At 31.4% G+C, this 14,129-nt stretch carries 11 protein-coding genes and 1 other annotated feature; of the genes, 10 read left to right on the forward strand and 1 reads right to left on the reverse strand.

Annotation, left to right across the window (positions count from 1 at the left end):
• The first annotated feature begins 24 nt into the window (after nt 1-24).
• Entirely contained in the window at nt 25-1,056 is a 1,032-nt protein-coding gene (gene ysxE / locus AN960_RS13915) for a spore coat protein YsxE (protein ID WP_056472520.1), read from the forward strand.
• Between the two features lie 119 nt (nt 1,057-1,175).
• Here ysxE and AN960_RS13920 read toward each other — a convergent pair whose 3' ends face one another.
• Nucleotides 1,176-1,940 (reverse strand): sporulation protein, encoded by a 765-nt coding sequence (locus tag AN960_RS13920; protein ID WP_056472523.1) that lies wholly within the window; start codon nt 1,938-1,940, stop codon nt 1,176-1,178.
• Between the two features lie 227 nt (nt 1,941-2,167).
• Nucleotides 2,168-2,403 (forward strand) — a binding site (T-box leader).
• Nucleotides 2,404-2,458: 55 nt separating this feature from the next.
• On the opposite strand from AN960_RS13920, the gene AN960_RS13925 reads away from it, so the two are divergent.
• The 9 genes from AN960_RS13925 to mreD all read left to right on the forward strand — a co-directional run bounded on the left by AN960_RS13925 (nt 2,459) and on the right by mreD (nt 14,108).
• On the forward strand, nt 2,459-5,101 hold the full coding sequence (locus tag AN960_RS13925) for a valine--tRNA ligase (RefSeq protein ID WP_056472526.1): 2,643 nt from the start codon (nt 2,459-2,461) through the stop codon (nt 5,099-5,101).
• Between the two features lie 105 nt (nt 5,102-5,206).
• A complete protein-coding gene (locus AN960_RS13930; protein ID WP_056472528.1) occupies nt 5,207-6,508 on the forward strand; it encodes a bifunctional folylpolyglutamate synthase/dihydrofolate synthase in 1,302 nt (433 codons plus the stop codon).
• 24 nt (nt 6,509-6,532) lie between these two features.
• Nucleotides 6,533-8,248, forward strand: a complete 1,716-nt coding sequence (locus tag AN960_RS13935) for a sensor domain-containing diguanylate cyclase (protein ID WP_056472532.1) — start codon at nt 6,533-6,535, stop codon at nt 8,246-8,248.
• Between the two features lie 172 nt (nt 8,249-8,420).
• Nucleotides 8,421-9,386: a hypothetical protein gene (locus tag AN960_RS13940; protein ID WP_056472537.1), complete on the forward strand. Its 966-nt coding sequence runs from the start codon at nt 8,421-8,423 to the stop codon at nt 9,384-9,386.
• A 730-nt stretch (nt 9,387-10,116) separates the two neighbouring features.
• The gene (locus tag AN960_RS13945; RefSeq protein WP_056472540.1) at nt 10,117-10,677 is read left to right on the forward strand and encodes a Maf family protein; all 561 of its coding nucleotides are present in this window, start codon (nt 10,117-10,119) and stop codon (nt 10,675-10,677) included.
• A gap of 21 nt (nt 10,678-10,698) precedes the next feature.
• Nucleotides 10,699-11,385: a RadC family protein gene (gene radC, locus AN960_RS13950; protein WP_056472543.1), complete on the forward strand. Its 687-nt coding sequence runs from the start codon at nt 10,699-10,701 to the stop codon at nt 11,383-11,385.
• A 130-nt stretch (nt 11,386-11,515) separates the two neighbouring features.
• Nucleotides 11,516-12,556 (forward strand): rod shape-determining protein, encoded by a 1,041-nt coding sequence (locus AN960_RS13955; protein ID WP_056472546.1) that lies wholly within the window; start codon nt 11,516-11,518, stop codon nt 12,554-12,556.
• A gap of 171 nt (nt 12,557-12,727) precedes the next feature.
• On the forward strand, nt 12,728-13,582 hold the full coding sequence (gene mreC / locus AN960_RS13960; RefSeq protein ID WP_056472548.1) for a rod shape-determining protein MreC: 855 nt from the start codon (nt 12,728-12,730) through the stop codon (nt 13,580-13,582).
• A 7-nt stretch (nt 13,583-13,589) separates the two neighbouring features.
• The gene (gene mreD / locus AN960_RS13965; RefSeq protein WP_056472550.1) at nt 13,590-14,108 is read left to right on the forward strand and encodes a rod shape-determining protein MreD; all 519 of its coding nucleotides are present in this window, start codon (nt 13,590-13,592) and stop codon (nt 14,106-14,108) included.
• Nucleotides 14,109-14,129 lie beyond the last annotated feature (21 nt).

Genomic DNA, 14,129 nt, shown 5'->3' on the forward strand with positions numbered 1-14,129 from the left:
TTTAGAAAGTGAGAGTGACGCATCTTGTATAGAAAACCTAAAGATGAAATAAGCGTCATTTTAGCACAGTATCATATTGTCCCAAATTATTTTGAAACTGTTGGTAAAGTAGTTAAAATCTATACGAATCAAGGTGTATTCGCACTAAAAGAGGCAAATGTGAATCGAGTTTATAGAAATAATTTGATTGATAATGTTCGTTCTTTACAAGATAAAGGCTTTCGAAATGTTGTGCCAATTTATCATACCCAGAGCGGGGATTATATTGTTGAATTTAATACGAAGCATTACTATTTAATGCCGTGGATTGAGAGTGTTGATGAAAAGTCAGATGAGAATTTACATTTTCAACGAATGTTTACTTCACTAGGTAAAATGCACAACAGTACACAAAAAGAGAAAAAGGTAGATAAAGATCAATTACAAATCCATTATGATACGTTAACAAAAAGATGGAGTAAAGATAAAGATGTATTGGAAAATTTCATTGAAGCTGCTGAAGATAATTGGTATATGTCACCTTATGAACTAAGCTATTGCACGTATTTTCATAAAATATTAAGTGCACATCAATTTGCTAAGGGTCAGTTAGATGAATGGTTTAAAAAAATGAAGGAAACTGAAAATACAAGAGTTGTCATGAACCATGGAAATTTATCTATTTCGCACTTTCTTGTAAATAAAAGAGGTGAAGGTGTCTTTATTAATCTAGAAAATGCACAAGAAACTACACCAATTCAAGACTTAACTAACTATTATAAGAATTCTTTTAAAACCTATCCTATTCAGCAATCTGATCGTAATAATTGGCTTAATATGTATGAAAAGAATTTTTCATTAAGAGAAGAGGAAAGAATGTTATTTTTAAGCTATATGGCATATCCAACTCAGTTTGCTTCCAAAATTTCTAAATATTTAAAGCGATCCGAGGTTAATAATGAAAAAGACAATGTAAGAGATTTATTAAATGCATACTGGCATATGATTAATATTGAATATTTTGTCTCTAAAATTCAAGAGGATATTGAAGCAGCGAAATCTATAGATGATTTATGAATTCAGACTGCCTAATTAAGAGAAAATAAAACATCTATCCAAAAAATGTATCACCGCATTAATGGTAGCAACAACTAATGGTGTTGGAGAATACATGGATAGATGTTTTTTTATATTTATTATTTTACATGACGTTTAATAGCATTAACTACACTCTTACGTACAAAATCCTTGTCCGTAATATGATCCTTTGAAAAAGAGATTCGAACATTATTTTCATCAGTACCAAATAACTTAGAAAACTTACTTGTTGTTTCTTTTTGTTTTTGATTAAGTTGAAGAATTAAGTCGACTGTTTTGTCAAAGCTTAAATAATTAACCTCAACCTCTTCTAATTTTCCACGGAATTCGCCATTCATTGGATAAAATTCAAATTCTTGAATAATTTTTCCATATTTCTTTTTGTTTTCACTATCTCTTAATACAAATCCTTCTTCTTGAAGTGCTTGGATTACCGTTTTTAAGCCAACTGAAGGAACTACTTGAACGCCATCAGCATCATATTGGTCAACAGCCTTTTCTATTTCTAAATGAGTTTTAATCCAAATATGGGATTTGTGAAGTGATACCGGTGTATTTTCAGATAAGGTGAAAAAGAAAGGAATAACAACTTCTTCATTTGCATTTATTATACGATCAACTGATACGATAAATTTTTGTAAAGTACCATTCTTATTAATAATCTTATCATTTGATTCAACTTGATATTCAGTCATTACATGTAAAAAGACGGAATCTAGTTCTTGCTTAACTCGTCCACCTTTTATATATAATTCACCTTTTACTCGTTCACCAGCTTGATATTCTTTTTTTTCAAGCTTTGTATCGATTCTCGTTCCACCGATTCCGAGAACACGAGCTAATGTATTTTTAAATAAACCCATGAATATCCCCCTAAAAATTATATCTACATACTTTATAATTATCGCATAATTAAATAAGTACTAGTATACCAGAATGTTAAATAATCATTACAATTATTTTTCGTATTTTTTTTATGTGTTAAAAAATATGGTACTATATTGACACTTATTGAATAATCTACAAAGAAATAAGAAATACTGTTGACTAAGCTTAAGTAAATTTTGTAGACTATTACATATATTCATAATGAAATGCATTGATAGGGAAGAGTACAACGAACTAGTTCTTCAGAGAGGAAACCATTTGGTGAGAGGTTTCTAGAAAATAGAGTTGGAATGTCGCCCTTGAGCAGTGGCTTCGAAAGCTTTTTGTGATTAGAAGTTACCGGATGATCCGTTATCTTTTTTAAGTGTGTCAGCTAAACACAAGTTTTTTCTGACAAAAAAAGGTGGTACCGCGAATTCAACTCCATTCGTCCTTTTCAAGGATGAGTGGAGTTTTTTTATTTTTCAATAATTATTAGAGGAGATGAATCCGAATGGAAACTACAAAAAAATCATTACCAACAAAATATGATCCAAATTTAGTTGAAAAAGATCGTTACCAATTTTGGTTAGATGGGAAATTCTTTGAAGCACAAGTGGAATCAGAAAAGCCAAAATATACAATCGTAATTCCTCCACCAAACGTAACTGGAAAATTACACTTAGGTCATGCATGGGATACAACATTACAAGATATTTTAACTCGTACTAAACGAATGCAAGGTTATGATGTACTTTATTTACCTGGTATGGACCACGCTGGTATTGCTACACAAGCAAAAGTTGAAGCAAAATTACGTGAAGAAGGCTTATCAAGATATGACTTAGGACGTGAAAAATTCCTAGAAAAAGCTTGGGAGTGGAAAGAAGAATATGCTTCTCATATTCGTTCTCAATGGGAAAAAATCGGTTTAGGTTTAGATTACTCTCGTGAACGCTTCACATTAGATGAAGGTCTATCAGATGCAGTAAAAGAAGTATTCGTTAAGCTATACAAAAAAGGATTAATCTATCGTGGTGAATATATCATCAACTGGGATCCAGCAACAAAAACAGCTTTATCAGATATCGAAGTTATTTATAAGGATGTTCAAGGTGCATTCTACCATATGCAATACCCATTAACAGACGGAACTGGAAACATTCAAATTGCAACTACTCGTCCTGAAACAATGCTTGGAGATACTGCAATTGCGGTTCATCCAGAGGACGAAAGATATAAATCAATGGTTGGTAAAACAGTTACACTTCCTATCGTTAATCGTGAAATTCCAATTATTGCTGACGATTATGTTGATATGGAATTTGGTACTGGAGTTGTAAAAATTACTCCTGCTCATGACCCTAATGACTTTGAAGTTGGAAACCGTCATGACTTACCTCGCATTCTTGTAATGAATGAAGATGGTACGATGAATGAAAAAGCAGGAAAATACAATGGTATGGATCGCTTTGAATGCCGTAAACAAATCGTTAAAGATTTACAAGAGATGGGTGTTCTTGTTGAAATCGAAGAACATATGCATTCTGTAGGTCATAGTGAACGTAGCGGAGCGGTTGTTGAGCCTTATTTATCAACTCAATGGTTTGTTAAAATGCAACCACTAGCTGATGCTGCAGTAGCATTACAAAATTCTGATGATAGCGTAAAATTTGTACCAGATCGATTTGAAAAAACGTATCTACGTTGGATGGAAAATATTCGTGACTGGTGTATTTCACGTCAATTATGGTGGGGACATCGTATTCCGGCTTGGTACCATAAAGAAACTGGTGAGATTTATGTAAATCAAGAGCCACCAGCTGATATTGAAAATTGGAATCAAGATAACGACGTTTTAGATACTTGGTTCAGTTCAGCATTATGGCCATTCTCAACTTTAGGTTGGCCAAATGAAGAAAGTAAGGATTTCCAAGCCTATTTCCCAACTAATGTATTAGTAACTGGATATGATATTATTTTCTTCTGGGTATCAAGAATGATTTTCCAAGGAATTGAATTTACAGGTAAACGTCCATTTAACGATGTTTTAATTCATGGCTTAGTACGTGACGAGCAAGGACGTAAAATGAGTAAATCACTTGGTAACGGTGTTGACCCAATGGATGTTATTGAGAAATATGGAGCAGATTCATTACGTTACTTCTTAACAACAGGAAGTTCACCAGGCCAAGATTTACGTTTCAGTATTGAGAAAGTTGAAGCGACTTGGAACTTTGTAAACAAAATTTGGAATGCTTCTCGTTTTGCTTTAATGAATATGGAAGGTTTCACATATGAAAATATTGATTTAACGAAAGAAAAATCTGTTGCTGATGAATGGATTTTAACTCGCTTAAATGAAACAATTGAAAGTGTAACAGCTTTAATCGATCGTTATGAATTTGGTGAAGTAGGTCGTGTACTTTATAACTTCATTTGGGACGATGTTTGTGACTGGTATATCGAAATGGCAAAGATTCCTTTATACGGTGACAATGAAGATGCAAAAAATATGACTCGTTCAGTTCTAGCACACGTATTAGAAAGTACAATGAAGCTTTTACATCCATTTATGCCTTTCGTTACTGAAGAAATTTGGCAATCTCTACCTCACCAAGGTGAATCTATTACAGTTTCTGCTTGGCCAACAGTTAGAGAGGAATTAACAAATAAAGAAGCTTCTGAAACGATGAAAATATTAGTTGAGTTAATTCGTTCAGTTCGTAATATTCGTGCAGAAGTAAACACGCCAATGAGCAAAAAAGTTCAACTAATGATCTCTGCAAAGGATGAAACGATTGCAGCAGCATTAGAAGAAAACCGTTCTTATATTGAGCGCTTCTGTAATCCAGAAGAATTAACAATTTCTACTAACTTAACTGCACCAGAAAAATCGATGTCAGCAGTAATTAGTGGGGCAGAACTTTATCTTCCTCTAGAAGGATTAATTAATCTTGAAGAAGAGAAAAAACGTTTAGAGAAAGAATTAGAAAAATGGACTAGTGAAGTTGAACGAGTTCAAAAGAAATTAAGTAACCAAGGATTTGTAGCGAAAGCTCCTGAAGCAGTTATTGAAGAAGAGCGTCGTAAAGAAAAAGATTATCTTGAAAAACAAGAATCTGTAAGAGCTCGAATTGCAGAACTAAGTAAATAAGTAGTTTAAGCAGTTGATTTAATTGACTGTAATAAAAGTTAGTAAGATAAAAACGGCGAATTGAGTTAATGATTCGTCGTTTTTTACTATAAAGGTAGGGTTATGATGGTTAATACATATGAGGAAGCTCTGAAATGGATGTATAACAGAACAAAATTTGGCATTGTACCTGGATTACAAAGAATGGAAGAAATGCTTGCTAGATTAGGAAATCCCCAGTTAAGTGTTAAAACAATTCATGTCGCAGGTACGAATGGGAAAGGCTCAACAATTACGTTTCTTCAAAGTATTTTATTAGATGCAGGGTATACTGTAGGAACTTTTACATCACCATATATATTAGATTATCGTGAACAAATCATGTTTTGCGGTGAAATGATTAGTGAACAAGAATTTATTCAACTAGTAAACTGTATGATTCCAGTTGTTGAAGAAGTTGAACAGTTACCTTGTGGTGCTCCAACTGAATTTGAAATCATTACGGCAATGGCTTTTTACTATTTCGGTAAAATTAAAGAACCAGACATATTTTTAGTAGAAGCTGGTTTAGGTGGGTTAGAGGATTGCACAAATGTTATGACACCCTTAATTAGTATTATTACGAGTATTGGCCATGATCATCAACAAATTCTTGGTGAAACAATAGAAGAAATCACTAAGCATAAGGCAGGAATCATTAAAAAGGGAATTCCAATTGTTACAGCAGAATTGAAAGATAAAGCTTTAACGATTATTCAAAATACTGCAATCAAGAATGAAGCTGATTATTTTGAATATGGAAAGCATTTTTTTGCTTCTCCTTTGAAAGATTCACTTAATGAAAAATTTAATTACCTTGGCATTGACAAGTTAATTGAAAATATTGAGTTATCAATGCTTGGGCAACATCAAATTAGGAATGCTTCTTGCGCAATTTGTGTTGTTCAATTATTACAAACTAAATATGAGATGAAATTTAGTGAAGAGAATATCAAAAGGGGATTAAAAATAGCTCATAAAGCAGGTAGATTAGAAAAAATAGCATCTAATCCTGTCATTTATATTGATGGCGCACATAATGTTGAAGGAATTCAAAGTTTAGTGGAGACGATGAATAGCCATTTTCATGATAAGAAAATAAAGATTCTGTTCTCTGCCTTAAAAGATAAAAAAGTTGAAGAGATGTTAAAAGAATTACGAGAAATAACAAATAATATTGTAATGACAACTTTTGATTTTCCTAGAGCGATGAATAAAGACGAGTTAATTTCGAATGCTAATACACTCGATATAAAATATGAAAGTGATTTATCTATTGCATTAGAGAAGAATATAAAGGATAGTCAGGAAAACGAGATATTGTTAATAACCGGTTCTTTATATTTTATCTCAGTAGTCAGAAGATACTTGCTAAAAAAATTCGCTTAGAATTGTAAAGGAGGGCCCATAATCTTGATTAGTAAGCATAGTAATAGGTTGATTTGGATCGCATGGATTGTTCTAATGCCTATCATATTTTATTATGCTAATTTGGTTAGCCCTCTTAGACATATAGATCGTTCGAGTTTTTTGATTATAATCGCGTTATTTCTAATTGTAGCAAATATGCCGATTAAAATTAATGATGCTACATTTTCTTTTATTTTCGGAATCTCAATATTAGTTTTTTTATCATATGGTTTAGTTGCAGAACTTTTAATTAGTCAATTAGCCTATATAATTTTATATATAAGATTAAGTATTACAAAAAAAACTCTCTACCGAATGCCGCTTAATTCGATGATGTTTGCACTTTGTTCCATTGGTAGTGCGCTTCTTTATTATTTAGTTGGAGGAAAGATTGAACCTATTGGGACTAAGGAAATATTGAGTAACTTAATTCCAATCCTCATTTACACACTTACATCTTTTTGGATTAATCAAATCGTTATTTATTTTATTACAATTTACTTGTATAAGAGAGAAATGAAATTGATTAATAGGGAATTTAAGTGGGATTTGTTTATTTATCTATTAATGTATCCAATCGGAATAAGTCTATATTTAATGTTAGAGACAAAAGGATATATTACAATCATTTACATAACAATTTACTATATTATTTTAATGATTATTTTAAACTCTTTATCCTCTGCTTTAAATATGAACAAATATTTAAAGAAAACGATGAATATAAGTCAAAAGCTGTCTCAAAGAATGGAAGAAGAGAAAGTAATCGATGAATTTTTTGAACAATTAACTACTTTAATTCCAGTTTCATATGGAAATTTATTTATAGTTGAAGATAAATCGCTTAAATTAAAAAGGTATTTTCAAAATAAATGTGATGAAAAAATATTCAGTTGTCCTTACTTTGAAACGCATGAAGGCTCAATATCTGAAAAAGTATATTTTGAAAAAAGAAGATATAGTTTTAATAGACGATCACAATGGTACACAAATGATCATTTAATATTTTTAGAAGCAGAAAGTTTATTATCAATCCCCGTTATAAAAAATCAAGAAGTAGTTGGTGTACTTACAATAGCATCAGAACAAAAAAATGCTTATAAAAAATACCAAATAGTGCTGATTGAAATACTTGCTTTATATCTCGCAATTGCGATTGAAAATGCAAGGTTTTACTTACAAACAAAATTCAAAAGTGAAACTGATTCTTTAACCGGCCTATATAATTTTGAATATCTCGAATCTAAAATAAAAGATGAATTTGAACGTTTGAAAACATTCAGGATAAAGTCAATTTCATTACTTCTACTTGATTTAGATTATTTTAAAAGAGTGAATGACATGTACGGTCATCAAGCAGGTAATGAAGTATTATTAGAAGTTGCTAGACGAATTAAAATGGTAGTGAATCAATCTGGTTTAGTTGCTCGTTTTGGTGGAGAAGAATTCTCAGTTCTACTAGTAAATCATAATGAAAGAGAAACATATAATTTAGCAGAAGAGATTAGAAAATCGCTTGAAATTATTCCATTTTACATAACAAATCATATGACTAACGAAAATCAAAAGATTAAATTAACAGTAACAGCAAGTATAGGTGCAGCAGTTGCACCATTTGTGGCGAGTGAACCGTCAGACTTAATTCGATGTGCTGACAAAGCTATGTATTCAAAAGCAAAAAATGCTGGTAGAAATAAAGTGGCAATGTATAGCAAATAACCACCGGGAATCCTACGGTGGTTTTTTATTTTGTATAGATAAGAAATGGGCAATTTTTTGTAATTTTTTGTTGCACGATACCTGGTTGTCCTCGACAAATGTCGGCGTGTTTTTCTGGAATTATATGTTAGTATTTTTTTACGTTTTAAAATAAAGTAGTAGGAGGATTCATATGGACAAGTCCTCAAAGATATCAATAAAAATTAATGGCGAGGAAAAAGCATTTGAAGAAGGTGCCGTGACATCCCAAGATCAGGTAGAGAAGGATGGGGAATTTGATTGGGTTTTACCAACTCCTGATGGGTTAGGTAAAAAAGTAATCGTTTTAGATGATGTTAAAAAGAAGAAAAAGATTAAGCCAGAGCAAAAGGTGAAAGTGAAAAAGAAGATTTCTTTTTTCACAAAGAAGTCACCTTCGAAAAGTATTATTATTTCGATAATAGGTGCAAGTTTAATAGGACTATGTTTTGGGTTTGTATTTTTAGGGATATTTAAACAATCAAAGCCAGATAAACTTAACCCAACAAAAAATAGTGTATCGGTTTCTGGTACAGCAACGACTCAAGTACAACTTAAGATTCCAGCGGTGAAGGTTGATTTGGCACAAGTTGGAATGTATAAAAGTATGGAATCAGCGAAGAAAAATGAAAAAGAATTATCTACAAATGGCTTAACCCCTGTCATTTATGAAAAAAATGATAAATTCTTTGTCATTATTGCATTGAGTGGGAAAGATAGCACGTTTTTAGCAGATGAAGTTAAGAAAAAATTAAAAAGTACTTATTTAAAAGAAGAAACAGTTGGTGGGCAAGTTTACAAAGGCCCAAAACAATCAGTAGATATGTATAAAGCTGAAGTGGAAACATTTAATTTTATGTTATCGTATTTAACAGAAAAAAACTTTAATAATGAGAAACAACTTGAACAAATAAGCTCAACGATGTTAATTTTGAGTAAACAAAAAGATTACATTAAAAATAAGCAATTACTAAGTGGACTTAAGCATCTACAAAACATCGAAAAAGTTATGTCTTCAAGTAGTAAGCAAAATCTAAATAAAGTAACCCTATCAGTCCAAGATGATTTGCTATCATTATTTAAAATATTAAAAGAACAAAAAAATACACTGACAAATTAAATTTTGTTAGTGTATTTTAGTTTGTTGAAATAAAACGGCGAATAGAGAAAAAGTACTTTAAGTGGACATTTATTAATGATGAAATGAAATTTTTATTTTTTGGATGATCTATTTATGGTTGTAAATGTTAATATGTTTGAGCAATTTTATGATTCTAATAAAACTAGTAATGTTTTTTTCAGGAGTAAATATTATGAGCTAATTTATAGAATAGCGTATTAATTGATTAGTTTAATTAATGTTCGATAGTAATTGACCTACAATCTGATTAATAAACAACTGTAGGATACTCTAAGTAAAGGCTTTTTGATTAGGCTTTATTGCAGACTTTTTTTGATGAACAACACTCTACTCCTTTACGAAAACTTGGTAAGTTAATTGACTTTTTTACAACTTGAAAATATTGCCAAAATATTTTTGTTTGTGTATTATTTATTACAAATTAAATGAAAGAAATTAATATATATCATTAAAAATTTCTTATTGTAATTTATATCTATTCAAATTTAAAGCAAACTTTATTCTGAAAAGACGGGATTTAGACATAAAATATTTAAAAATGAAATTTTATTATTAGGGCATTTTAATACTTAACAAAACTTTCAATTTTATTACATTTTAATAACGAATAGACAACTAAAAGTGTTTTTTACTAATTTGTGTTATAGTGATTACTTGGGTAGGATAGTCATGTATCCTTCCTTTTAAAAAAAAATAATAGGTGAATGAAATGAAAAAACTTATATTAGCCTCTGCATCTCCTCGAAGAAAAGAACTTCTTAGCATGTTAAATATCCCTTTTATCATTGAAACTAGTGATGTTGAAGAAGTAATGGAGCAGAACCTGCAGTCTTCTGAGATTGTAATGAAATTGGCGGAAGAAAAAGCAATAGATGTATCCAATAAATTTCCAAACGCAGTCGTAATAGGTGCTGATACAATCGTTACTTATAATGATAAAAAACTAGGTAAGCCTACCTCAAAAGAAGATGCATTTGCAATGTTAAAAATGCTATCTGGAAAAACACATGAGGTTTTTACTGGAGTTTCAATTATTAATGAAGGTAAAAGTAGTAGTTTTTATCAATGTACAAAAATTACCTTTAGTGAACTAAGTGACCAAGAAATAATTGATTATATCAATACGAACGAACCAATGGATAAAGCTGGTTCTTACGGCATACAAGGATATGGTGGTACATTTGTAGAGAAAATAGACGGCGACTATTACTCTGTTGTTGGACTTCCGATCAATAAAGTTAAGAAAAAACTAAATGAACTAAATTTTTAACTTTTGATTTGAGGTGGTACTTTGCCAAATTCGCTTCTCATTAAAGATTTTCCGAAAGATGAAAGGCCTAGAGAGCGATTGTTAAAATTTGGTCCCGGAAGTTTGTCTAACCAGGATTTACTTGCGGTTTTATTAAGAACAGGGACAAAAAATGAATCGGTTTTAAAAGTTTCAAACGAACTTTTATTGAAATTTGATGGACTAAGATTATTAATGAGTGCTTCCGTTGAAGAAATATCAAATATTAAAGGAATCGGCGAAGCAAAAGCTGTACAGCTGATCGCTGCCTTTGAATTAGGAAAAAGGATTAACCGACTTCAATATGACGAAAGATTTATGATTAAAAGTCCAGATGATTGTGCTAAATTTATGATGGATGAAATGCGATTTCTTGAACAAGAGCATTTTGTATGTTTATACTTAAATACGAAAAATCAAGTTATTGCCCGCGAAACTATTTTTAAAGGTAGTTTAAATGCTTCAATTGTCCATCCTCGTGAAGTTTTTAAAGAAGCTTTTCGTAGATCTGCAAGCTCGATTATTTGTTTACACAATCATCCAAGTGGGGATCCAACTCCAAGTCGAGAAGATATCGAAGTAACAAAACGATTAGTTGAATGTGGAAAAATAATTGGAATTGAATTACTAGACCATATCATAATTGGTGAACATAAGTACGTCAGTTTAAAAGAAAAAGGTTACGTTTAAGGGTGTTCATTAGTAGCTAATTGTTTTATAATGTAAGTTATGGATAAAAACCTGTTATTTACTAACGATAAGAGAATATAGTATAGATACTTTAAATATAAAGTTGTACGTTTTAGAAAGGAAGATACATATGTTTGGATTAGGTGGATTTACTCGTGATTTAGGAATAGACTTAGGTACTGCGAATACTTTAGTCTTTGTAAAAGGAAAAGGAATAGTAGTTAGAGAACCTTCAGTTGTTGCTTTAAAAACAGATACGAAACAAATTGTTGCTGTAGGGAGTTCAGCAAAACTTATGATTGGTCGTACTCCGGGGAATGTTGTTGCAACTAGACCAATGAAAGATGGGGTTATTGCTGACTTTGAAACAACAGCAACAATGATGAAACACTACATTGATCAAGCTCAAAAGAGTAACGGATTTTTCTCACGTAAACCTTATGTAATGGTATGCGTACCATCAGGCATTACTGCTGTTGAAAAAAGAGCTGTTATTGATGCAACAAGACAAGCGGGTGCACGTGATGCATTCTTAATTGAAGAACCTTTTGCTGCAGCAATTGGTGCTAATTTACCGGTTATGGAACCAACTGGAAGTATGGTTGTTGATATTGGTGGAGGAACAACTGAGGTTGCAATTATCTCATTAGGTGGAATCGTTACTAGCCAATCGATTCGTACTGCTGGTGATGATATGGACGAAGCGATTATCCAATATATTAAAAAGAACTATAACTTATCAATTGGTGAACGTACTGCCGAACAGTTAAAGCTTGAAATTGGTTCAGCTATTAAAACTGATTCAGATGAGCAAATGGATATTCGTGGTCGTGATTTAATTTCAGGTTTACCTAAAACAATTACAATCCATGGAGAAGAAATTGCAGCAGCTTTAAGTGACACAGTAGAAGCAATTGTTGAATCTGTAAAAAATACATTAGAGAAAACGCCACCTGAATTAGCAGCGGACATTATTGATCGTGGAATCGTTCTTACTGGTGGTGGAGCACTTCTTCGTAATATTGACAAAGTAATTGCTCAAGAAACAAATATGCCTGTAATAGTTGCGGAAGACCCTCTTGACTGTGTTGCAATGGGTACAGGTAAAGCATTAGATAATATCGATATTTTCAAAAAGAATTATTCTTCTTCAAGCTCTTCATATCGATAAGGTTGATTGGTAATAAATAAATTTGGCTAGTTTTCTAAAAAGTTGAACTAGCAAATAAGTTCTTTAATAAGAAGATTAATTAAAATTTGTAATCCTCACTACAATTAGTGAGGATTACATTCATGAAATCGTTAGAACAAAAAAGTTGAATTGTTATAAGAGGGTGTAAGAATGCCACAATTTTTTCAAAATAAACGTTTAATGATTGTCTTAGCTGCTATTATCTTACTAGTGGCACTTCTAGGTTATTCTTTAAGAAGTAATAGAAACCTTTCCATTCCTGAGCAGTTTATTAAAGATACAGTAAGTTTGACTGAAAAAGTTTTTAATAAGCCCGCACAACTTATTGCGGGTTTATTTAACAATATGGCGGACTTAAAAGATACATATGATGAAAATCAAGTTTTGAAAAGTAAGCTCGATAAATATGTTGAATTATCTGTACGTGAGAAAGCATTAGAAAAAGAAAACAAAGAATTAAAAGACACGATTGGAATCAAAAAAAGTTTAAGTGATTATGATACATTCCAAGCAACAGTAACAATAAGAGATCCTGATAAATGGCAACAAATCATTACTATTGATAAAGGATCTATAGGTGGAATTGAAAAAGAAATGGCAGTTATCACATCTAAGGGCTTAATTGGTAAAGTTAAAAATGTTTCTAAATTTTCATCAACTGTACAATTATTAAGTTCTTCAGATCGAACAAATCGAATTTCTGCTAAAATTCAAGAAAAAGATACGGTTTTTGGTTTGATAGAAGGCTATGATGTTGAGAAGCAAGCTTTATTATTCAAACGAATTCCTTCAAATGCAAAAGTAAAAAAAGGACAAACAGTTGTGACTTCAGGTCTTGGTGGTGTTTTCCCAGCTAATCTAGTAATAGGTAAAGTTGAGGAAGTTGTGCCTGATGAACATGGGCTAACACAAACAGCTTATATTAAACCGCAAGCAGATTTTAATGACATAAATCATGTACTAGCTGTTAAGCGTTCAATTGATCAGCCACAGAAAGGAGAGTAATTAGTAAATGAGTAAGTATGGTTTACCTCTCCTTTTAACATTTCTGTTTATATTAGAAAACATTTATGTATCAACTGTATCGCCAAACATTCTTGGTCATAATGCGATAATTGTTCCACATTTTTTATTTTTTGGTTTATTATTTATTACATTATATTACAATCCGAAGAAGGCACTTATTTATGGTGTTATCTTTGGATTCGTTTATGATATTGTTTATACAGAGATTATAGGTATATATTTAGCTGCTTTTCCGTTATTTATCTTTTTAATAAGTCAAGCAATTAAAATACTTTATGCGAATTTATTCGTTCGAAGTATTCTTGTTTTAATCTGGACAGCGGCTTTAGAATATTTAGTATACGGATTAAATGCGTTATTCGGATTTACTAATATGAATAATACATACTTTATGAATCATCGATTATTTCCGACACTACTACTGAATGCACTATTTATATTAATTTTTGCATATCCTTTCTCATCATTATTAAGAACGATTAGTGAAAATAATGAGGAAAAATAAAGGATTTTTCGGGTGCATGTC

Source organism: Bacillus sp. FJAT-25509, assembly GCF_001420605.1.
In the GTDB taxonomy this organism is placed as follows: Bacteria; Bacillota; Bacilli; order Bacillales; family Bacillaceae_G; genus Gottfriedia.